Genomic DNA, 21,432 nt, shown 5'->3' with positions numbered 1-21,432 from the left:
CCCTCTTGACGAGCGCCCCCGGCGGCGGATGATCAGCCCATGCGCTTACCTCTCATCGCGGTGTCCGCTCTGACCCTCGCCCTCGCCGCATCCGGCGGGGCGCCGGCGGCCGCCGCCACCCACGCGGCCCCCTCCGTCCGAGCACCCCGGCTGGCGGACCCCCACCCGTGCGCCGGCCAGCCCGGTTACACCTGCTCGACGCTGACCGTCCCGCTCGACCACCGGGACCCCGCCAAAGGGACGCTCAAGCTCCAAGTGGCCACAGGGGACAACGTCCGCGCGCCCAAGGGCGTCCTGCTGTTCCTGACGGGAGGGCCGGGCCAGCCCGGCGTGCCCTTCATCTCCCGCATGGCCGAGCAGAGGCTCCCGGAGCTGGCGAAGAACTACCGGTTCGTCACCATCGACCAGCGCGGCACCGGCGAGTACGGCGCCCTCGACTGCCCGAAGCTCCAGGCCGAGGTCGGCAGCAGCGACATCGAGCCGCCCACCCCGGACGCCGTCCGCGAATGCGCCGGGATCCTCGGCGACCGGCGCGGCTACTACACGACCGAGCAGACCGTCGGCGACCTCGACCTGCTGCGCCGCGCGCTCGGCGTCCGCGAGATGGTCCTCGACGGCGTCTCCTACGGCACCGTGACCGCCGCGAGCTACGCCGTCGCTCATCCGCACAACGTGGACAAGGTCGTCCTCGACTCGGTGCTCCCGCACGTCGACCCGCAGCACGACGACATGCTCTACCTCACCAGCCTGCGCGCCACGGCCCGGGTGCTCCGCGACGCCTGCGCGACCGCACCGGCCTGCGGGTTCGACCCGGCGCAGGACCTCGCTTGGCTCGCCCGGCACCGCACCGACCCCGTCCTCATCTGGGACATGCTCGTCAGCTACGAGTTCCTCGACCCCACCTATCGCAACCCCGACCCGGGCGGCATCCCCGCCGGATCCGGCGACGTCGTCACCGCCCTCCACCAGGCCCGCCACGGAGAACCGGCCCGGCTCGACGCGCTGCTGCGGATGATGAACTCCGGCGGCGACCCGGTCGCCGACTACAGCTCCGGGCTGCACATCGCCACCATCTGCGGCGACGGGCAGTTCCCGTGGGGCACGTCCGAGGCGCCGCTCGCCGGGCGGGAGGCCGCGCTGCAGCGCGTCCGCCGGACCCTTCCCGCCTCCGCCACCTGGCCGTTCACCGCGGACACCGCCGTGGGCGACGGCTTCGTCCAGGAGTGCCTGCACTGGCCGTGGGCGCGGCACACCGCCGAGCCGCGGACGGACCGGTTGCCCGCCGTACCGATCCTGCTCCTGAACGGCGACCGCGACCTGTCCACGCCGCTGGAATGGGCCCGCGAGGAACTCCGCCGCGCCCCGCTCGGCCGCCTCGTCGTGGTGAAGGGCGCGTCCCACTCCATCCAGAACCGCGAGCGCGGCACGCAGGGCCGCGAGGCCGTGTACCGGTTCCTCAACGGCTGACCGTTCCACGACGGTCTACGGGCGAACGGAAGACCGGCGCCTGGAACTCCAGGCGCCGGTCATCGTTCCGATGGGGGCGTGGTCAGGCGGCGAAGATCCGTTCCAGCAGGTCCCGGTACCCGCGCAACGCGAGGCGGAGCCGCTCGGTGTCCGGGGCGTCGTGCCGCCCGACCTCGTCGGAGAGCGCCCGGCGGTGCGTCCCGACCGAGCGGCTCAGCGCCTCGACCGCCTCGGCCGTGAGCGCGTCGGCCGCGCGGACGGACTCGGCCGGGTCGTCGATGAAGCCCGACTGCACCTCGTGCCAGCGCTCCCGGAACCGCTCGGCGTCCGCCGGGTCGAACAGCCGCTCCGGGACGCCGCCGAGCCCGGCGGGCGTCGGGTGCAGGCCGGGCCGGGCCCCGCCGGGGCCGGGGCTCGGGAAGCCGGTCGCCACCTCGTCGTCGGCCAGCCCCGCGGCCGGGACGGGATCGGGCGAGGTGTCCTCGGCGGGATCGGGGTCCGCCGCCGGCGCCGGGGGCGGACCGGCGACGTGGACGTCTCCGGCCACGCCCGGGTCCGCCGTCCCGGCGGCGCGGGCCCGCTCGTCCGCGGCCGTCCCGCCGGCGGGGGACGCCGCCTGCTCCGGTGACCTGTGCTGCATCGGCGCTCAGCTCCTCGTGGTCCGCTCGTCGTCCCGGCCGGTCCGCCCGTCGCCGGGCTCGCCGGCGCGCGGGCCGGGCACCCGGGCGTCCCGCTCGGGCGCGGCGCTCCGGCCGGCGTCACCGGCCGCGGGGGCGTCGCCGGGTGCGGGGCCGCGGGCGGCGTCGTCGGGCGCGGAGCGCTGGGCGGGGACGGACAGCAGGTCCTCGAACAGGGCGCGGTAGTGCACCATGGCCTGCCGCAGCTCCTCGGTGGACGCCTCCCCGCCGGCGGCGCGCCCGCCGATGTCGTGGCCGCGCCGGTAGTGCTCGAGCGTGCGGCCGTGCTCCACCGACAGGTGCTCGGCCTTCTCCTCGAACCCGCTCGTGGGGTAGCCGCGCTCGCCCATCACGACGGTGACCAGGCCGTCGGCCTGCTCCACCGCCGACCGGGGCGCGTCCACGAAGCGCTCCTGGACGGCCACCCACTGCTCGCGGTACTGCTCGCGGCGCCGCGGGTCGAGGTCGCGCAGCTCCAGCTCCTTGTGGCGCCGCTCGCGGCCGAGCAGTTCCCGCTCGGCGGCGGCGCGGCCGCCGTGCTGCTCCACGGCCCGGTCGTACTCGGGGCCGAAGCGCCTGCGCAGCCGCTGCGTCCGCGCCTGCCGCGCGGCGAGGAACGCGACCGCGGCGACGGCGGCGATGATGATCAGGGCGATGACGACCATGACGGCGGTCGACATTGTCTGTCCTCCAACGTGCGTCGGATCGAATGGAGCGCCGATGCCCGGACAGACGCGGTCGAAACAGACCTAAGGGGGAAAGTGCCCTAAGGGGTGCGCGGTCCCGGCCGGGAGAAGAGGCAGACCAGATGGCCGACCCAGCGGCGACCCGACAGCCCGGCCTGCTCCAGCAGGGCCAGTCCGCGCAGGTCGCGCGGGTGCGCGCAGGCGACGACGACGCCGGCCCGGCGGACCGCCCCCTGGAGGTCGGCGAGCGCGGGCTTCCAGCCGCCCGGCCGGCGCACCGCCGCGGTCAGCACCCGCCGGTCGGTCACGAACCGGGCCGGAACGGGCAGGTTCCGGAGGTAGTGGCTGTTGGGGTTCGCCGCGTGGACACGGGCGGTCAGCAGCGGCACCGCGCGCATGTAGGGCGGCGGCATCACGACCACGCCGCCGGTCCGGGCCAGGGCGACGACCGCGCGGGCCGTCCCCACCTGCTCCGGCGGAAGCTTCCACGACGGGCGCGACGCGACGATCGAGCCGTTCTCCGCCGACCAGACCGGCGTCCCGCCCGCGACCATCGTGACCGCCAGGGCGGCGGCCGGCAGCGCGGCGGCGAGCACGCCGAACGCCCGCTGCCCGCCGGCGGGCAGCGGGATCCGCACCGTGGCGAGCAGCCCGATCAGGACGGGCGCGGGCACGACCCACATCGTCCGCCACAGCACCTGGCCCGCCCCCGTCACGTCCGCCGCGAGGCCGAGGACGCCCGGCACCAGCAGCAGCGTGATCACCACGGCCACTCCGGTGCCGATGAGCGCGGGCACGCCGCGGCGCGCCGTCCACGGCGCGAGCCACAGCGCGCACCCCGCGAGGACGCCCGGCGCGGAGTACAGCAGCACCCACCGGAAGTCGTCGGAGGCGTCACCGACGAATCCCGTCACGGAGGTGTCGTGGTTCTGCAGCGTGACCACCGCGCCCGCCGCGACCGGATAGGCGAGCGCGACGCAGGCCGCCAGGCCCGTCCGGACCCGCCCGGACACGATCAGCGGCACCGCGGCGGCGCCGACGACCAGCGGCAGGACGAACGCGGCCGAGGAGGTCAGCCCCGTCGCGGCGACCCCGCAGGCGGCGAGCATCACCAGGTCGCGCCGCCTCCGCCGCTCGGCCCAGCGCGTGAGGTGGACGTACAGCAGCGGGACGAGCGCCGAAACCATCACGGCCTTGCCCTGCCACATCCGCAGCAGGTGGAACGACCCGAGCGACGCGGGGCCGAGCCCCGACCACAGCAGGTACACGGCCGCGATCGCGAAGCACGCCACCGCCCGGCGCGGCGCCCACGTGCGCGACAGCCGCCACACGGCCCACACCGCGGCGAACGTCACGACCGGCAGCAGCAGGTAGTACACGAAGGACGCCGTCGGGACGCCGGCGATCCGCGCGAGGCTCCCGGCGAGGACCTCGATCGAGGAGACCGGCGGCTCGCCGGCGACCGGGCCGACCGCCCCGGAGGTGAAGATGGCGTCCTTGAAGGGGATGCGGCCGAGCGCGGCCGTCGCGACGGACCGGGATACGAAGTAGGAGTCGTCGCCGTCGGAGTTGACGATGAACAGGGAGGCGGCCGAGAACCCGGCGGCGGTGGCGAGCGCGAGCGGCGTCCCCCACCGGCTCGCGGACGCCTCGATCCGGGAGGGCTCGTCCCGAGATGGCTCGGGCCGGGAGGGCTCGTCCCGGGAGGGCTCGTCCGGTGCGGGCGGCGCATCGGCGGGGGATCGGCGGAACAGCAGGCAGGCGGCGGACGCGGCGGCGGAGACCAATCCGAACGCCCAGGCGCACCACCACGGAGCGCCGGACGTCTGCAGGCCCGCGCAGGCGCCCGCGACGACCCCCGCCCCGACGGCGACCAGGGCGAGGGCGCGCGAGGGGGCGCGCGAGGGGGCGGGGGAGCGCGGCGCGGCGGGCTCTGGCCACAGCGGCCCGCGTCCCGGCCGGTCCCGCCGCCGGCGCAGCGCCCACACGGCGGCGGCCGCGGCGGACGCGCCGAGCCAGCACGCGACGAGCGCCCAGGTCGGCGGCCGCAGCAGCAGGCCGAGGTGGTAGACGACCGTCCACACCGCGAAGAGCAGGACGGAGGCGTCGAGCGCCGCGTCCCCGGCGCGTCCGGTGCGTCCGGTGCGTCCGGTGCGGGCCGCGTCCGGCGCGGCGCCGCCGAGGCCGCCGGCGGCGGGCCCCCTTGATCCGATCATGCTTCCCCCGAGAGCCATGGCGTGCTGTCGTTGCCTCTTTCTTCGCCGCAGAGGCGGAACGCGTTCGCGGCGGCCGCGGAATTGATCTTGTTGCGTAGGACGCCCGGCCCGGCGGGGCGGTTGGCCGTCCGCCGCCGATTCCTGGAGGTTCGCTGAAGATTCGCTGCACGGCCTGCCGGTGATCGCACGGCGAGGGGCAATAAGTCCGGATTTACTGCGCCGTGCCCGGTGGGCATGTTCTGATGGACCGGTCACCGGAAGGGCGCGCGTTCGATGGGATGTGATGCGCGGTGCGCCACGCGTTCGGCTTCGTCCTCGGCGTCCTGCTGACGCCCGCGCTGGCGTACGGCGCCGCCTGGGGTTTCGTGCAGGGCGGGCAGTCCTTCGACGGGACCGGCCAGGAGATCACCGACCGCACCCGCATCTACGGGGCCTTCGCGCTGCTCGCCGCCGTCGGCCTGGTGATGGGCGTGATCATCGTGGCCCGCTGGGCGTCGCCGCTCGTGTCGCTCGTGCCCGCGCTGGCGCTGCTCGGCTTCTCGGTCGCCTTCCTCATCGACCCCGGCCGCGTCCTGGACCTGCCCTCCAAGGTGCCACCCTCGGGCGACATGGACGACGGTCTGCGGACCCTGCTCGGCTCAGGGATGTACGCGATGATGGGATTCGCGCTGCTGATGCCGTCCTGGGCGCCGCGCCGCTGGGGCTCCGGCCGCCGCGACGACGAGGCCGCCGACGTGGACTTCTACTCCGCCGCGGGCCGCTGACGGCGGTCCGGCGGCGGGACGGCGCCCGTCCTGACGCGGGACGGGCCGCCCGTGAATGCGAGCGGGCCGGACCTCCGCGTAAGGTCCGGCCCGCCTCCACCACGCCCCTTGGGGCGCCGTCCGTCAGGACTGCTTCGCCTTGGTGACGAACTGGGTCGTGTAGGTCTTCGACAGGTCCACCTGGTCCTTCTTGCCCTGCACGTTGGGCGAGAACTGGGCCAGCACCTCCAGCACGTTCTTCGCGCCCTCGGCCGGCATGACGCCGTCGCCGTTGAACATGCTGATCGAGTCGGTGATCGCCTTCTCGTACAGCTTCGGGTCGCCGCCCGCGTAGTCGGCCGGCATCTTCGCCGCGATCTCCGCCGGCTTGTGCTGCTTGATCCAGCCCAGCGTCTTGACGAACGCGTTCGCGAGCTTCTGTACCGTCTCGGCGTGGGACTTCACGTACGAGCAGTCCATGTACAGCGAGCTGGACGGGTACAGCCCGCCGAGCGCCTTGCGGGTGCCGTCCTCGGTGCGCATCTCGACCATGACCTTCGCCTTGCCGGTGCTGACGAGCTTGGCGATGGTCGGGTCGGTGGTCATGCCGGCGTCGATGCCGCCGTTGTCCAGCGTCGAGATGAACGTCGGGCCGGCGCCCGCCTTCACCGTCGTGTAGTCAGCGGTCTTCACGCCGTTGCGGACCGCGAGCGCCCGGGTGATGAAGTCGGTGGACGAGCCCGGGCTGGTCACGCCGAGCTTCTTGCCCTTGAACGCAGCGGGCGAGGCCAGCGAGCCCGCCTTCTTCGCCGCGACCATCTCCGCCTCGCCGGGCACGTCGGCCATCTGCACGACGCTCTGCACGCACTTGCCCTTGGTCTGCAGGTCGATGGTGTGGTCGTAGAACCCGACGACGCCCTGGACGTCCCCGGAGATCAGCACGTTCTCGGCCTGCGCGCCGGCCGGCTCGGTGAGCAGCTGGACGTCGAGGCCCTGCTCCTTGAAGTAGCCGAGCTGCTCGGTGAGCTTGGCGGGCAGGTAGATGACCTTGTCGATGCCGCCGACCATGATCTTGACGGTGCCGCCGTCCTTCCCGCCGCCGTCCCCGCCGCCGCGCGAGTCGCGGCAGGCCGAGACGGACAGGGCGGTGAGGGCGGCGACCGCCGCGGCGGTGACGCGGATCGGGGTGGTGCGCATGGTGGTTCTCCTGGTCGTGCGGGGGGTGGGGTGGGGCCCGGTCAGATCTGCGGGTCGGCGCCGGCGGCCGGCGGGCGCCAGCGCAGCAGCCGGCCCTCGACCATGGTGAGCAGCCACTCGGCGAGCAGCGCCAGCACCGTGATGATGATCATTCCGGCGTAGATGCCGGCCGAGTCGAAGGTGCCCTGGGAGTGGTTGATGAGCAGGCCGAGGCCCTTGTCGGCGCCGCTGTACTCGCCGACGATCGCGCCGATGATCGCGAACCCGAACGCCGAGTGCAGCGAGGCGAGGATCCACGAGGTGGCGCTCGGCACCACGATCGTCCACAGCACCTGCATCCGGCCGGCGCCGAGGATCCGGGCGTTGTTCACCAGGTTCCGGTCGACCTCGCGGGCGCCCTGGAAGGCGTTGAAGAACACCGCGAAGAACACCAGCACGAACGCGGTCGCGATCTTGGACTCCATGCCGAGCCCGAACCAGATCACGAACAGCGAGGCGAGGATGATCCGCGGGATCGCGTTCACCGCCTTGATGAACGGCGCGCACACGTCGGACAGGTAGCGGCTGCGGCCGAGCACGATGCCGAGCACCACGCCGCCCGCGGCGCCGAGCACGAAGCCCGCCACCGCCTCCTGCAGGGTGTAGGAGATCTGCTCCCAGATCGAGCCCTGCGAGGTCCCGTCGGTGAACCAGCCGGCCAGCCGGCTCCAGATCTTCGACGGCATCGAGTAGTAGAACGGGTCGATCCAGTTGCGGGCGGCCAGCTCCCACGAGCCGAGCCACGCCGCGACGAGCAGGACGCGGACGCCGTTGACGCCGATCCGGCGGCGGAGCCCGGCCGAGCGCATCCGCGCGATCGCGGCGGACTCGTCCGGGCCGCCGGGCGGCCCGCCCGGGGCCGGGGCCGGGACCGCGAGTGCCTCCGGCGCGGCCTCGGCGGCCTGCACGGTCTCCGATTCACGCGGCATGGCCGGCGCCCCTCTCCCTGGTGATCTGGACCTCTTCGCGCAGCGACTCCCAGACCTCCCGGTAGACGTCCAGGAACTCCGCGGTGAGCCGCACCTCCTCGGCGTCGCGCGGCCGCTCCAGCGGCACCGCGAACGTGCCCTTGATCGTGGCGGGCCCGGCCGTCATGACCACGACCCGGTCGGCGAGGACGAGCGCCTCCTCCAGGTCGTGGGTGACGAACACGACCGCCGCGCCCGAGCCCGACCACAGCCGCAGCAGCTCGTCCTGCATGAGCCCGCGGGTCTGCACGTCCAGCGCCGAGAACGGCTCGTCCATCAGCAGCACCGACGGCTCGTTGACCAGCGTCTGGGCGAGCGCGACGCGCTTGCGCATCCCGCCGGACAGCTGGTGCGGGTAGTAGCCCTCGAACCCTTCGAGGCCGACCCGGGCGACCCAGTCGCGGGCGCGCTCGCGGGCCTCCCGCTTGCCGGTCCCGCGGTACCGGGGGCCGGTCGCGACGTTGTCCAGGACGGTCCGCCACGGCAGCACGGCGTCGTTCTGGAACATGTAGCCGACGCCGTCGGGGATGCCCTCGACGGGCCGGCCGTGCACGAGGGCGCTGCCCTCCGACGCCGGCTCCAGGCCGGACACCAGGGACAGGGTGGTGGACTTCCCGCAGCCGGTCGGCCCGACCACGGCGACGAACTCGCCGGCCCGGACGGTCATGTTCAGGTCGCGGACCGCGGTGTGCACGCCGCCGCCGGACGAGCGGAAGCGCTTGGTCGCGCCCCGCAGCTCGATGACGGGATCGCCCGTGCTCACGCGGCCGTCGTCCGCGTTCTCGGGGGTGGTTGCTCGCTTGGGCATGGCGGCACCGTAGGGATGTGGCCCGCGTCACCGGAACCCTTGCCCGCGATGTGCTCGCAAGCCGCGAATTCCCACGTTGAGCGCGTATTCCGGACTTCTGCTCTTTTTGCTCGCCGGGGTCTGGGCGGCGGGGCCCGCCGTGACGTACGGTGCGGGTCATGTCCGTCCGGCCCCGCATCCCCTTCGCCCGGCAGGTGCTGATCCTGCAGGTGGGCGTGGTCGTCGTCGTGGCATGCCTCGGCTACGGGCTGGTCGCCTGGATGCTGGACGGCGAGCTGCGCGACCAGTACGGGCAGCGGGCCCTCACCGTCGCCCGCGCCGTCGCCGTCGACCCGCAGATCGAGGCCGCGGTCGCCGCGGGCGATCCCGGGCACGTCGTGCAGGAGCGCGCCGAGCGCGTCCGGATCCGCACCGGCGCCCTGTTCGTCGTGGTGACCGACCGGCGCGGCATCCGGTACTCGCATCCGACGCCGTCCGAGGTCGGCCGGCGGGTGAGCACCGACCCGTCGGCGGCGCTCGCCGGGCACGAGGTCGTCAACGTCGAGCGCGGCACCCTCGGCCTGTCCGCGCGCGGCAAGGTGCCGCTGTACGGGCCGCAGGGCGGCGTCCTCGGCGAGGTCAGCGTCGGGTTCGACGCGGGCGCGATCGACCAGGAGCTCGACCGCCTGCTGCGCGACCTGACGCTGTTCATCGCCGGCGCCGTGCTGCTCGGGGTGCTGGCCTCGGCCGCGATCGGCCGCCGGCTGAAGCGCCAGACGCTCGGCCTGGAACCGTACGAGCTGGCCGAGCTGGTGCAGGAGCGGGAGGCCGTCCTGCACGGCGTCGGGGAGGGCGTGGTGGCGGTCGACACGGCGGGCCGCGTCGCGGTCTGCAACGACGAGGCGGCCCGGCTCCTCGGCGCGGCCCCCGAGCGCGGCGCGGCCGCCGCCGGGCTCGCGCCGGTGGGGGCGCTGCGGGACGTGCTGACCGGTGCCCGCGAGGCCGCCAACCTGTTCGTCACCGCCGGGGAGCGGGTGCTGGTGGTGAACCGGCGGGAGGTCCGCCGCGACGGCCGCGACCTCGGCGCCGTGGTCACCCTGCGCGACCGCACCGACCTGGAGACCCTCGCCCGCGAGCTGGACTCGGTCAGCACGCTGTTCGACGCGCTGCGCGCGCAGCGGCACGAGTACGCCAACCGGCTGCACACCCTGTCCGGGCTGCTCCAGCTCGGGCACGCCGAGGAGGCCGCCGGCTACCTCGGCGCGCTGATGGACGACGAGGTGGGCCGGCTGCCCGCCGAGGAGGAGCTGCCCGACCCGCTCACCGACCCCTACCTGCGGGCCTTCCTGGCGGCGAAGTCGGCGGTCGCCGCCGAGAAGGGCGTCCGGCTGGACATCGGCTCCGCCAGCTACGTGCCGGGCCGGGTCGCCGAGCCGCTGGACGTGACGACGGTCGTCGGGAACCTCGTCGACAACGCCGTCGAGGCCGCCCGGCTCGGCCGCCGCCGCCCCGCCCGGGTGGAGGTCGAGCTGCTCGGCGACGGCCGCGACCTGCACGTCACCGTCGCCGACTCCGGCGACGGGCTGCCGGAGGGGCTGCGCGAGGCCGTCTTCGACGACGGGGTGTCCACCCGGGAGGCGGCCGGCGGGCGCTCGCGCGGCCTCGGCCTCGGGCTCGCCCGCCGCACCGCCCGGGCCCGCGACGGCGACGTCGCGTTCGTCGACCCGGGCGGGGACGGGACGGGCGCGGTCGCGCTGGCCCGGCTGCCCGGCGTCCTGGGCGCGGAGGCGGCCCGGTGACCGGGCGCGCAGCCGGTGCGGTGACCGGACATGGAGCCGGTGCGGTGACAGGGCGCGCAGCCGGTGCGTCGGCCGGGCATGGAGGCGGTGCGGCGGCCGAGCGCGGCGCCGCGATCGGGGAGCGGGAAGGCGGCGCGGTGATCGGGGTGCTGGTGGTGGACGACGACTTCCGGGTGGCGCAGGTGCACGCCGGGTTCGTGGCGGGCCTGCCCGGCTTCGCCGTCACGGGCCTCGCGCACACCGCCGCCGAGGCCCGGTCGATGGCCGCCGAGCTGGCGCCCGACCTCGTCCTGCTGGACGTCTACCTGCCGGACGAGCCGGGCCTGGCGCTGCTGCCGGAGCTGTCGGCGGACGTGATCATGGCGACCGCCGCGGCGGACCCCGGCGTCGTCCGGGAGGCGCTCGCCGGCGGCGCGCTGCACTACCTGATCAAGCCGTTCACCGCCGCCGCGCTCGGCGAGCGGCTCACCGCCTACGCCCGCTACCGGGCCGCGCTGGCCGGCGGGAACGCGCTGTCGCAGGCCGCCCTCGACGGCGCGCTGCGCGCCCTGTACGCGCCGCTGCACGCCGAGCCGTCCGCGCCGAAGGGGCAGTCGCCGGTGACGGCCCGGCTGATCGCCGAGGCGCTGCGGGCGGCGGACGAGCCGCGCTCGGCGGCCGAGGTCGCCGACCTCGTCGGGATCTCCCGCGCCACCGCGCAGCGCTACCTCGCCGGGCTCGCCCAGTCCGGCCGGGTCGTGGTGACGCTGCGCTACGGCGCGACGGGCCGTCCCGAGCACCAGTACGCGTGGTCGCCGCGGTAGAGGCCGGCGAGCACCTCCTCGATGCCGGCCTCGCGCAGCGCGATGTCGCGGATCTCGTGGCGCTCGGCGAGCGCCGCCACCAGCGCCGCGGCGTTCTCCTCGCGCGGGATCCGCAGCCACTGCCGCGCCCCCTCGACCCGCTCGGCCGTGATCTCCCCGAGCGCGATCGGCGGGGCCGGCGCGGCCAGCTCGACCACCAGCGTCCGGTCGGCGTCGACGGTGCGGCGCAGCTCGTCCAGCCCGCCGTCGTAGGCGAGCCGCCCCCGGTCGATGATCATGACGCGGCGGCAGAGCCGCTCGATGTCGCCGAGGTCGTGCGTGGTCAGCAGGATCGTGGTGCCGCGCTCCCGGTTGATCCGCTCCAGGAAGTCGCGGACGGTCGTCTTGCTCACCACGTCCAGCCCGATCGTCGGCTCGTCCAGCACCAGCAGCTCCGGGTCGTGCAGCAGCGCGGCGGCGAGGTCGCCGCGCATCCGCTGGCCGAGGCTGAGCTGCCGCACCGGCGTGTGCAGGAACGGCTCCAGCTCCAGCAGCGCGGTCAGCTCCGCCAGCCGCGCCCGGTGCGCCGCCGCGTCGACCCGGTACAGCCGCCGGACGAGCGTGAGGCTGTCGCGCAGCGGCAGGTCCCACCACAGCGTCGTGCGCTGCCCGAACACGACGCCGATCCGGCGGGCGAGGGCCGTCCGGCGGCGCGACGGGTCGAGCCCGCACACCCGCAGGCCGCCGGACGAGGCCGTCAGGATCCCGGTCAGCATCTTGATCGTCGTCGACTTGCCCGCGCCGTTCGGCCCGAGGTAGCCGACGAACTCGCCGCGCCCGACGGTGAACGACACCCCGTCCACGGCGCGCAGCGTGGTCCGGGCGCGCCGCCGCCCGCCGGCGCGCCCGCGGACGGTGAACGACTTGACGACGTCCCGGGCCTCGATCATCGGCCCGTCCTCGATCGCCGGCATCGGCTCAGCTCCCTGTCGATCGGTAGTGCCGGATCCCCGCCCGCCAGGCGACGGCCGCCGCGGCGCACAGCGCGGCGGCGATGGCGGGGGAGGCGAACCGCGCCGCCGCCGGCAGCCCGAGCGGGTCCGGCCGGTCCAGGACGTACAGCGCGGGCTGCCAGTTGACGAACGCCAGCGGCACGACGAACGTCACCCCGCGCACGAAGTCGCGGGCGAACACCGTCATCGGGTACTGGGTGACGAACGCGCCGCCGTAGGTGAGCGACTTCGTGGCGCCGTGGCTGTCGACCAGCACGAACTGCACCGCCGCCGTCAGCACCCACAGCCCCGCGAAGATCGCCGTCCCGGACACCGCCATCAGCGGGATCATCGCGACGCGGCCCGGCGTCCACGGCACGTCCAGCCGGGGCAGCGCGAACGCGAGGACCGCCGTCGCCGGGATGAGCTTGCCGAGCCGGCGGGCGGAGAAGTTCTCGGTCGCGAGCTGGATCAGCGGGCTCACCGGTCGCACGAGGACCGCGTCCAGGGTCCCCAGCCGCACCCGCTCGCCGAGCTGCTCGGTGGTGCCGAGCAGCAGGTCGGAGACCGTGAACGACAGGGCGCTCGTGGCGTAGAGGAAGAGCACCTCGGGCGCGGTGAACCCGGCGATGCGCGGCGCCCGCGAGAACAGCACGAGGATCGCGGCGGCGTCCAGGAAGCTGACGACCGCGGTCGCCACCGCGAGCAGCGCCAGCGACACCGGGTACTGCGCCGCCGCGCGGATCCACGTCCACGCCAGCAGCGCGTACGTCCGCACCGGCCGCGTTCCGCGCTCAACCACCGTGGATCACCAGCTTCCGGCGCGCCGCGCGGGTCAGCAGCCACCCGGCGGCGAGCAGGACCGCCGCCCAGCCGGCCTGGAACGCCAGCGCGCCGAGCAGCCCCGCGCCGGTGCGGTGGCCGAGGAACACGTCCGCCGGCACCTGGAGCTGCGCCGCCCAGGGCAGCAGCAGTGCGATGTCGCCGAGCCGCCCGGGGAAGACCACCAGCGGCAGGATCATCCCGGAGAAGAACAGCGACATCACGAGCGTGACCGCGTTCAGGCCCCGGTCGTCGTGCAGCCAGAACATGCCGAGCGCCACCAGGTAGCGGATCGCGAAGCTCACCAGGGCGCCCAGCGCGACCGCCGCCGTGAACGCGGCGAGCCCGGCCGGGCCGGGCCAGTGGAAGGGGAACAGCAGCGCGCCCGCGGCCAGCGGCGGCCCGGCGCGCAGCAGCAGCGACCCGGTGGCGCGGCCGAGGTCCTCGGCGAGCCACCAGCCCTGCAGCCCGACCGGGCGGTGCAGGTCGATCGCGACGTCGCCGTTGCGGATCCGCTCGGTGAGGTCCATCCCGCCGAAGATCTGCACCGGGCCGATCAGCGCCTGGGTGAGGAAGCAGAACGTGACGGCGTCGGCCGCGTCGTAGCCGCCGAGGGCGGGACGGGCGTGCCAGAGCGCCAGCAGGACGTAGGCGCGGACGAACCCGAACGCGGTGTTGGTCAAGGACTCGGCCAGGGAGCCGAGCGGGTAGGCGGCGTGGCGGCGCAGCCCGTACCACCACACCCACGGAAGGACGCCCACTTGCCGGAAGCCTAGACAAGGGACGGCCCGGCGACCACGTAATTTCGCACAGTGACCGCCGGGCCGTCCGCCCGGGCCGCGCTCGCTCGCGCGCGCCGGGTCAGCCCTGGGGGAGGGAGGGCTTGATCGGGGAGTAGAGCCAGTCCTTGAAGAACGGCGTCAGGTCCTGGCCGGCGATCTGCTGGGCCAGCGCCGTGAACTGCTCGGTGGTGCCGTTGCCGTACTTGTGCTGGGCGTACCAGGTGCGCAGCACCGAGAAGAACTTGTCGTCACCGATCTTCTCGCGCAGGAACTCCAGCGCCATGCCGCCGCCGCTGTAGACCCGCTGGTTGAACATCGTGTCGCGCTGCGGGTCGGCGGTGACGACCGACCAGAAGGGACGGCCCGCCGGGTCCGGGAAGGGCCGCGAGTTGTAGGTGGCGCGGGCCTGGTCGTGGACGGTCGCGCCGCCGTGCTTCTCGCTCCAGTACCACTGCGCGAAGGTCGCGAAGCTCTCGTTCAGCCACACGTCCTTCCAGCGCTCCGGCGACACCGCGTCGCCGAACCACTGGTGCGCCAGCTCGTGCGCGATCGTGGAGGTGCTGCGGACGGCCGAGTACACCGGCTTGCTCTGCGTCTCCAGGGAGAACCCGAGCGGCTCGCCGTTGTAGCGGGCGTCGTCGCCGATCGCGCCGGTCGTCTCGAACGCGTACTTGCCGAACAGCTGCGACCACAGGTCGGTGGCCTCGCTGGTGGTGTCGTAGAAGAAGTTCACCGCGTCCGGCTGGTCCTGCAGCAGCACCGGGTCGACGGCGGTGTAGTTGTTGATGCCGCCGGGCGTCTTGCCCTGCTTGACGTCCCACTTGCCGATGTCGATGGTGGCCAGGTAGCTGGCCATCGGGTAGCGCTCGCGCCACTTGAACGTGCTCGCGGCGGTGGCGGCGGCGCGGCGGCTGAACGCCGCGTTCCCGCTGCGCTGCCCGTCGGGCAGGCCGTTCGCGACCACGGTCAGCCCCTTCGGCACCGTGATCTCGAAGTCGTAGGTCGCCTTGTCGCTCGGGTGGTCGTTGACCGGGAACCAGGTGGACGCGCCGTTGGGCTCGTCGCCGACGAACGCGCCGTCCGGGGTGTGCAGGAAGCCGTAGGGCGAGCCGAACACGATCGGGGAGCCCACGATCGTCTGCGGGACGCCGCCGTAGGTGATCACGGTGGTGAACGTCGCGCCCTCGCGGATGCCCTTGCGCGGCGTGATGACCAGCTCCTGGCCGCGCCGCTTGTAGTCGGCCTTGTGCTTGTCGACCTTGACGCGCTGGACGTCCATGCCGGACAGGTCCAGGTCGAAGCTCGACAGGTCCTGGGTGGCCCGCGCGGTCATGGTGACCACGCCGTCGAGCTGGTCGTAGTCGGGGTCGTAGGTGAGGTCCAGCGCGTAGTTCTGCGCGTCGTAGCCGCCGTTGCCCTCGAGCGGGAAGTAGGCGTCCCCGACGCCCTCGGCGCCGGGCGTGTAGCGGTGCTGGGCGGCGGCGGACGCCGCGGGGGCGAGCGCGACGACGCAGAGGGCGGCGACGGCGATCGGGAGCGTGCGCCCGGGGGTCGCCCGGAACGGATGGAAGCGGGGGTGGCGCTGCGCCATCGGAAGGATCCTCTCCCTTGAGTGATCACAAGCGTGCTTACGATGCCCCCAATATCGCTACATGTCGAGACTTGCTCCTGATTTGGCCGATCATGGTCCGGACATCAGAAGGCCCCCGCGGGTGTAGGGACGCGGGGGCCTTCTGCCCGGATCAGGCCTGGGGCGACAGGCCTTGATCAGCTCACCGGATCACCGGATCGGCTCAGTGGAACTGGCCCTCCTCGGTGGAGCCCTTGAGCGCCGTGGTGGACGAGTCCGGAGCGATCGCGGTGCTCACCATGTCGAAGTAGCCGGTGCCGGCCTCGCGCTGGTGCTTGACCGCCGTGAAGCCCTTCTCGGCCGCCGCGAACTCGCGCTCCTGCAGCTCGACGTAGGCCGTCATGCCCTCGCGGGCGTAGCCGTGCGCCAGGTCGAACATGCCGTAGTTGAGCGCGTGGAAGCCGGCCAGCGTGATGAACTGGAACTTGAAGCCCATGTGGCCGAGCTCGCGCTGGAACTTCGCGATCGTCGCGTCGTCCAGGTGCGCCTTCCAGTTGAAGGACGGCGAGCAGTTGTAGGCCAGCATCTGGTCCGGGTACTCGGCCTTGACCGCCTCGGCGAACTTGCGGGCCTGCTCCAGGTCCGGGGTGCCGGTCTCCATCCAGATGAGGTCGGAGTACGGCGCGTAGGCCTTGGCGCGGGCGATGCAGGGCTCGATGCCGTTGCGGACCCGGTAGAAGCCCTCGGCGGTGCGCTCGCCGGTGATGAACTCGCGGTCGCGCTCGTCCACGTCCGTCGTGATCAGGGTCGCGGCCTCGGCGTCGGTCCGCGCGATGATCAGGGACGGCACGTTGGAGATGTCCGCGGCGAGGCGGGCGGTGTTCAGGGTCTTGATGTGCTGCGAGGTCGGGATGAGGACCTTGCCGCCGAGGTGGCCGCACTTCTTCTCGGAGGCCAGCTGGTCCTCCCAGTGCACGCCCGCGGCGCCCGCGGCGATCATGCCCTTCATCAGCTCGAAGGCGTTCAGCACGCCGCCGAAGCCGGCCTCGGCGTCGGCCACGATCGGGGCGAGGAAGTGCGTGTCGCCCTCGCCCTCGGCCCACTGGACCTGGTCGGCGCGCAGCAGCGCGTTGTTGATGCGGCGCACGACGGCCGGGACCGAGTTCGCCGGGTAGATGCTCTGGTCCGGGTAGGTCTGGCCCGCCAGGTTGGCGTCCGCCGCGACCTGCCAGCCGGACAGGTAGATGGCCTTGAGGCCGGCCTTCACCTGCTGGACGGCCTGGAGCCCGGTGAGCGCGCCGAGGGAGTGGACGTAGTCCTCCTCGTGCAGGAGCTTCCAGAGCCGCTCCGCGCCGAGGCGCGCGAGGGTGTGCTCCTCCTGGACCGAGCCGCGGATGCGGACGACGTCCTCGGCCGTGTAGGTCCGCTTGACGCCCTTCCAGCGCTCGTCGGTCTCCCACTGCCGCTGCAGCTCCTCGGCTGCGCCCTTGAGGCGACTGTCGCTCATTGTCTTGCCCTTCCGTGTCGTCCCCTGGGTGCTTGGTCATGACTATGCCCGGGCCGCAACCCCTAAATGAACTCGTGAGTAACAGAAGAATCGCGAAATTTCCGCTACGATGAAGCCGTGACGACCTTGCGGCCAGAAGAACCCCTCAACTTGACGAGTGATGTAGACCTCGTCACCTTCGGGCAGCGGCTCCGCCACCTGCGGCGCAGCCGCGGCATGACGCTGTCCGACCTCGGCGAGCGCGTCGGCCGCGCCCCGTCCCAGCTCTCGCTGCTGGAGAACGGCCGGCGCGAGCCCAAGCTGTCGCTGCTGCAGGCCCTCGCCACCGCGCTGGAGTGCCCGGTGGAAGAACTGCTGCGCCGCCAGCCGCCGAGCCGCCGCGCGCAGCTGGAGATCCAGCTGGAGGAGGCGCAGCGCGACCCGCTGTACCGCACCCTCGGGCTGTCGCACCTCAAGGTCGGCAAGCGGATGCCGAACGAGGTGATCGAGCACATCCTCGCCCTCTACGGGGAGCTGAAGCGCAGCCGCACCAAGCCGACCGCGAGCCCCGAGGAGGCCCGCAAGGCCAACGCCGAGCTGCGCCGCCAGATGCACGAGCGCGGCAACCACTTCCCCGACATCGAGCGGGTCGCCGCGCAGACCCTCGACGCGGTCGGCTACCGGGGCGGCGCGGTCTCGCAGGGCATGCTGATGACCCTCGTCGGGCACTTCGGCTTCAGCCTGCAGTACGTCCAGGACCTGCCGCGCTCCGTCCGGTCCGTCACCGACCTGCGCAACCGGCGGATCTACCTGGAGCGCGAGCAGCTCGGCATGCACACGCCCCGCACGATCCTGCTGCAGACCCTCGGGCACATCGCGCTCGACCACGACCAGCCCCGCGACTTCGCCGACTTCCTGCGCCAGCGCGTCGAGGCCAACTACTTCGGCGCCGCGATCCTGATGCCCGAGCGCAGCGTCGTCCCGTTCCTGCAGGAGGCCAAGGCCGCGCGCGAGCTGTCGGTGGAGGACCTCGCCGACGTGTTCTCGGTGTCCTACGAGATGGCCGCGCACCGCTTCACCAACATGGCGACCCACCATCTCGGGCTGCAGCTGCACTTCACCAAGAACGACGAGAACGGCACGATCTATAAGGCGTACGCCAACGACGGCCTGGCCTTCCCGCAGGATGAGGACGGCGCGATCGAGGGCCAGCGGATGTGCCGCGAGTGGGCCGGCCGGCACGTGTTCGGCGCCGCCGACCGCTTCTCCGTCTACTACCAGTACACCGACACCCCCAAGGGCACCTACTGGTGCCTGTCCCACATCGACCCGAGCCACGAGCGCGACTTCGCGATCACGCTCGGCGTCCGGTTCGAGGACTCCCGCTGGTTCCGCGGCCGGGAGACCACCCGCCGGGTCAAGTCGGCGTGCCCGGACGGCGACTGCTGCCAGCGCCCGCCCAAGGAGCTGGCCGAGCGGTGGGAGGGGATGGCCTGGCCGTCCGCCCGCGCGCACTCGCACGTCCTGTCGGTGCTGCCGCCCGGCGCGTTCCCGGGCGTGGACGACGCCGACGTCTACGAGTTCCTCGACAAGCACGCCGCCGAGTGACGGCCGCGCCGACGGGCGCCGCGCCGCCGGGCGCCGGCCACGCCGGCGGATGTCGGGCGCGTTGCGCCGGTGTCAACTCTTCGGGTCGGCCGCCCGCTCGCCGCGCGGACGGTGAATGATCTGGACGTGTCCGGTGTTTCCTCATGGTGAGGGCCGGTCGCGGGACCGTCCGCACGGGAGGGAGAGCGCGTGCTGCCAGAGGTCGCTTCGTGGTTGCGGCGCCGCACGAGCACGGCCGAGGACTGGCCGGCGCACGTCCTGCTGGACGCCAAGGGCGGCGCCGGGATCAGCGTCGTGCTGCCCGCGCGCGATGAGGAGGCGACCGTCGGCGCGATCGTCGCCGCCGTCCGCACCGACCTGATGGAGCGGGTCCCGCTGGTCGACGAGATCGTCGTCGTGGACTCCCGCTCCACCGACCGGACCGCCGCCGTCGCCGCCGCGGCGGGCGCCGAGGTCGTCGCGCAGGACGAGGTGCTGCCCGGGCAGGGCCGCATGTCCGGCAAGGGCGAGGCGCTGTGGAAGTCCCTCGCCGCCACCACCGGCGACCTGATCGTGTTCGTGGACGCCGACCTGCGCGGGTTCACCTCGTCCTACGTCACCGGGCTGCTCGGTCCGCTGCTGACCGACCCGTCGGTCGGGTACGTCAAGGGCTGCTACGACCGCCCGCTGGTCGAGGGGGAGCGGCGGGTCGAGGGCGGCGGCGGGCGGGTCACCGAGCTGGTCGCCCGCCCGCTGATCAACATGCACTGGCCGCTGCTGGCCGGGGTGATGCAGCCGCTCGGCGGGGAGTACGCGGGCCGCCGCGCGCTGCTGGAGCGGCTGCCGTTCGTCACCGGCTACGGCGTGGAGCTCGGCCTGCTGCTGGACGTCTACCAGGACGCCGGGCTGGACGCGATCGCGCAGGTCGACCTCGGCCGCCGGGTGCACGCGCACCAGTCCACCGAGGCGCTCGGCGCGATGTCGGGCCAGATCATGCTGACGGCCTGGTCGCGGCTGGAGCGGCACGGCCGGATGATCCCGCTCGGCGCGCCCTCCACCGCGCTCACCCAGTTCCGCCGGTCCGCGGCCGGGCACGACGCGCGGACCAGCGACGTCGCCGTGGGGGAGCGGCCGCCGATGATCGAGATACCGGGGTACGCCGCCGCGCGGTCCTTCTCGTCCGGCCGCGGCTGACCCGCGCCGTCCCCATCTCCGGCGCCGTCTCCGGCGCCGTCTCCGCGGCCGTTTCCGGCTGTGACTCCGGCCACGGTGTTACCCGCGGTAGCACATGATGCTGCTACCGTTGGTAACAGGCGATATTGGAGAAAGGGTCAATAATCATGACGAGCGCGGAGTCCACGCCGTTCTCGCTGGAGCTCAGCGAGGACGTGCGCGAGGTCAGGGACTGGGTGCACGAGTTCGCCAAGGACGTCATCCGCCCCGCCGCCGAGGAGTGGGACGAGCGGGAGGAGACCCCCTGGCCGCTGATCCAGGAGGCGTCCAAGGTCGGGATCTACTCGCTGGACTTCTTCGCCACCCAGTGGCTGGAGCCGACCGGCCTCGGCATCCCGGTGGCCTTCGAGGAGCTGTTCTGGGGCGACGCGGGCATCGCCCTGTCCATCGTCGGCACCGGCCTCGCCGCCGCGTCCGTGGCCGCCGTCGGCACCCCCGAGCAGGTCACCGAGTGGGTGCCGCAGATGTTCGGCACCGCCGACGACATCAAGCTCGGCGCGTTCTGCGCCTCCGAGCCCGACGCGGGCAGCGACGTCGGCTCCATCCGCACCCGCGCCGTGTACGACGAGGCCAAGGACGAGTGGGTGCTGAACGGCACCAAGACCTGGGCGACCAACGGCGGCATCGCCGACGTCCACGTGGTCGTCGCCTCGGTGCACCCCGAGCTCGGCAGCCGCGGCCAGGCCAGCTTCATCGTCCCGCCGAACACCCCCGGGCTCAAGCAGGGGCAGAAGTTCAAGAAGCACGGCATCCGCGCCTCCCACACCGCCGAGGTCATCCTCGACGACGTGCGCGTCCCGAGCCACCTCATCGTCGGCGGCAAGGAGAAGTTCGACGAGCGCATCGCGCGGACCCGCGAGGGCAAGAGCGCCAAGGGCCAGGCCGCGATGAAGACGTTCGAGACCACGCGGCCGTCCGTCGGCGCGATGGCCCTCGGCGTCGGCCGCGCCGCCTACGACTACGCCCTGCAGTACGCGCAGGAGCGCGAGCAGTTCGGCAAGAAGATCGGCGACTTCCAGGCCATCGCCTTCAAGCTCGCCGACATGAAGACCCGCCTGGACGCCGCGCGCCTGATGGTGTGGCGGGCCGCCTGGATGGCCCGCAACGGCAAGGACTTCGAGAACGCCGAGGGCTCGATGGCCAAGCTCATGGCCAGCGAGATGTCGGTGTACGTCACCGAGGAGGCGATCCAGATCCTCGGCGGCAACGGCTACACCCGCGAGTACCCGGTCGAGCGGATGCACCGCGACTCCAAGATCTTCACGATCTTCGAGGGCACCAGCGAGATCCAGCGCCTGGTCATCGGCCGCACCGTCACCGGCCTGCCGGTCCGCTAGGCGAGCGGCGACGCCGGACGATCGGCGGCGCCGGACGATCGGCGGCGCCGGACGATCGGCGGCGCGCGATGATCGGCGGCGCCGGACGAAGGGCGGCGCCGGATGACCGGCGGCGCTAGATGATCGCGGCGTCGTACAGGATCCGCTTCATCGCCGGCACGGGCAGGCCGGGGTTGCGCGCCGCGCTCCCGGCCGCCTCCGGGTCGTCGAGCAGCTCCAGCAGCCGGGGCTCCGGGAGCCGGGCGTCGCGCGCCGCCGCGGC

At 73.5% G+C, this 21,432-nt stretch carries 18 protein-coding genes; 7 read left to right on the top strand and 11 right to left on the bottom strand.

Annotated elements, in window-relative coordinates:
• Positions 1-39 precede the first annotated feature (39 nt).
• Positions 40-1,467: an alpha/beta fold hydrolase gene (locus AB0C78_RS22700; RefSeq protein WP_360750947.1), complete on the top strand. Its 1,428-nt coding sequence runs from the start codon at positions 40-42 to the stop codon at positions 1,465-1,467.
• A gap of 82 nt (positions 1,468-1,549) precedes the next feature.
• On the opposite strand, the gene AB0C78_RS22695 is transcribed toward AB0C78_RS22700, so the two are convergent.
• The 3 genes from AB0C78_RS22695 to AB0C78_RS22685 all read right to left on the bottom strand — a co-directional run bounded on the left by AB0C78_RS22695 (position 1,550) and on the right by AB0C78_RS22685 (position 5,046).
• The gene (locus AB0C78_RS22695) at positions 1,550-2,107 is read right to left on the bottom strand and encodes a hypothetical protein (RefSeq protein WP_360750945.1); all 558 of its coding nucleotides are present in this window, start codon (positions 2,105-2,107) and stop codon (positions 1,550-1,552) included.
• A gap of 6 nt (positions 2,108-2,113) precedes the next feature.
• On the bottom strand, positions 2,114-2,824 hold the full coding sequence (locus AB0C78_RS22690) for a hypothetical protein (protein WP_360750943.1): 711 nt from the start codon (positions 2,822-2,824) through the stop codon (positions 2,114-2,116).
• 86 nt (positions 2,825-2,910) lie between these two features.
• Positions 2,911-5,046: a DUF6077 domain-containing protein gene (locus AB0C78_RS22685; protein WP_360750941.1), complete on the bottom strand. Its 2,136-nt coding sequence runs from the start codon at positions 5,044-5,046 to the stop codon at positions 2,911-2,913.
• 290 nt (positions 5,047-5,336) lie between these two features.
• Here AB0C78_RS22685 and AB0C78_RS22680 point away from each other — a divergent pair, with 290 nt between their 5' ends.
• Positions 5,337-5,810, top strand: coding sequence for a hypothetical protein (locus AB0C78_RS22680; RefSeq protein ID WP_360750939.1), 474 nt, complete (start codon positions 5,337-5,339; stop codon positions 5,808-5,810).
• Between the two features lie 123 nt (positions 5,811-5,933).
• Here the strand turns inward: AB0C78_RS22680 and AB0C78_RS22675 are convergent, their stop codons facing one another.
• The 3 genes from AB0C78_RS22675 to AB0C78_RS22665 are packed head-to-tail and all read right to left on the bottom strand — an operon-like array spanning position 5,934 to position 8,801.
• Positions 5,934-6,986 carry an ABC transporter substrate-binding protein gene (locus tag AB0C78_RS22675; protein ID WP_360750937.1) on the bottom strand — a complete coding sequence of 351 codons (1,053 nt, stop codon included), beginning with the start codon at positions 6,984-6,986 and terminating at the stop codon, positions 5,934-5,936.
• Between the two features lie 41 nt (positions 6,987-7,027).
• Positions 7,028-7,954, bottom strand: coding sequence for an ABC transporter permease (locus tag AB0C78_RS22670; RefSeq protein ID WP_360750935.1), 927 nt, complete (start codon positions 7,952-7,954; stop codon positions 7,028-7,030).
• Positions 7,944-8,801, bottom strand: a complete 858-nt coding sequence (locus AB0C78_RS22665; protein WP_360750933.1) for an ABC transporter ATP-binding protein — start codon at positions 8,799-8,801, stop codon at positions 7,944-7,946. The genes AB0C78_RS22670 and AB0C78_RS22665 overlap by 11 nt, the downstream gene beginning before the upstream one ends.
• A 158-nt stretch (positions 8,802-8,959) precedes the next feature.
• Between AB0C78_RS22665 and AB0C78_RS22660 the strand changes: the two genes are divergently transcribed.
• Complete coding sequence (locus AB0C78_RS22660; RefSeq protein WP_360750931.1) at positions 8,960-10,579, top strand: sensor histidine kinase; 1,620 nt, start codon at positions 8,960-8,962, stop codon at positions 10,577-10,579.
• A 44-nt stretch (positions 10,580-10,623) separates the two neighbouring features.
• Entirely contained in the window at positions 10,624-11,382 is a 759-nt protein-coding gene (locus AB0C78_RS22655; RefSeq protein WP_360750929.1) for a response regulator, read from the top strand.
• Here the strand turns inward: AB0C78_RS22655 and AB0C78_RS22650 are convergent.
• The 5 genes from AB0C78_RS22650 to aceA form a co-directional block, all read right to left on the bottom strand.
• On the bottom strand, positions 11,331-12,311 hold the full coding sequence (locus AB0C78_RS22650) for an ATP-binding cassette domain-containing protein (protein WP_360751104.1): 981 nt from the start codon (positions 12,309-12,311) through the stop codon (positions 11,331-11,333). The genes AB0C78_RS22655 and AB0C78_RS22650 overlap by 52 nt on opposite strands.
• A gap of 28 nt (positions 12,312-12,339) precedes the next feature.
• Positions 12,340-13,155, bottom strand: a complete 816-nt coding sequence (locus AB0C78_RS22645; RefSeq protein ID WP_360750927.1) for an ABC-2 family transporter protein — start codon at positions 13,153-13,155, stop codon at positions 12,340-12,342.
• A complete protein-coding gene (locus AB0C78_RS22640; RefSeq protein ID WP_360750925.1) occupies positions 13,148-13,936 on the bottom strand; it encodes an ABC-2 family transporter protein in 789 nt (262 codons plus the stop codon). Before AB0C78_RS22640 ends, AB0C78_RS22645 begins: the two co-directional genes overlap by 8 nt.
• A 100-nt stretch (positions 13,937-14,036) precedes the next feature.
• Positions 14,037-15,548, bottom strand: a complete 1,512-nt coding sequence (locus AB0C78_RS22635; protein ID WP_360750923.1) for a M1 family metallopeptidase — start codon at positions 15,546-15,548, stop codon at positions 14,037-14,039.
• A gap of 202 nt (positions 15,549-15,750) precedes the next feature.
• The gene (gene aceA, locus AB0C78_RS22630; RefSeq protein WP_360750921.1) at positions 15,751-17,034 is read right to left on the bottom strand and encodes an isocitrate lyase; all 1,284 of its coding nucleotides are present in this window, start codon (positions 17,032-17,034) and stop codon (positions 15,751-15,753) included.
• A gap of 150 nt (positions 17,035-17,184) precedes the next feature.
• On the opposite strand from aceA, the gene AB0C78_RS22625 reads away from it, so the two are divergent.
• From AB0C78_RS22625 to AB0C78_RS22615, 3 genes are all read left to right on the top strand, one after another.
• Positions 17,185-18,621, top strand: coding sequence for a helix-turn-helix domain-containing protein (locus AB0C78_RS22625; RefSeq protein ID WP_360750919.1), 1,437 nt, complete (start codon positions 17,185-17,187; stop codon positions 18,619-18,621).
• Between the two features lie 189 nt (positions 18,622-18,810).
• Positions 18,811-19,794 carry a glucosyl-3-phosphoglycerate synthase gene (locus tag AB0C78_RS22620; protein WP_151545108.1) on the top strand — a complete coding sequence of 328 codons (984 nt, stop codon included), beginning with the start codon at positions 18,811-18,813 and terminating at the stop codon, positions 19,792-19,794.
• Positions 19,795-19,940: 146 nt separating this feature from the next.
• The gene (locus tag AB0C78_RS22615; RefSeq protein WP_360750917.1) at positions 19,941-21,170 is read left to right on the top strand and encodes an acyl-CoA dehydrogenase family protein; all 1,230 of its coding nucleotides are present in this window, start codon (positions 19,941-19,943) and stop codon (positions 21,168-21,170) included.
• Positions 21,171-21,432: the final 262 nt, after the last annotated feature.

Origin of the sequence: Actinomadura sp. NPDC048394 (assembly GCF_040651755.1) — a bacterium.
In the GTDB taxonomy this organism is placed as follows: Bacteria; Actinomycetota; Actinomycetes; order Streptosporangiales; family Streptosporangiaceae; genus Spirillospora; species Spirillospora montaniterrae.
The sequence above is the reverse complement of the archived record's forward strand: the minus strand, read 5'-3'. Positions and strand labels throughout refer to the sequence as shown.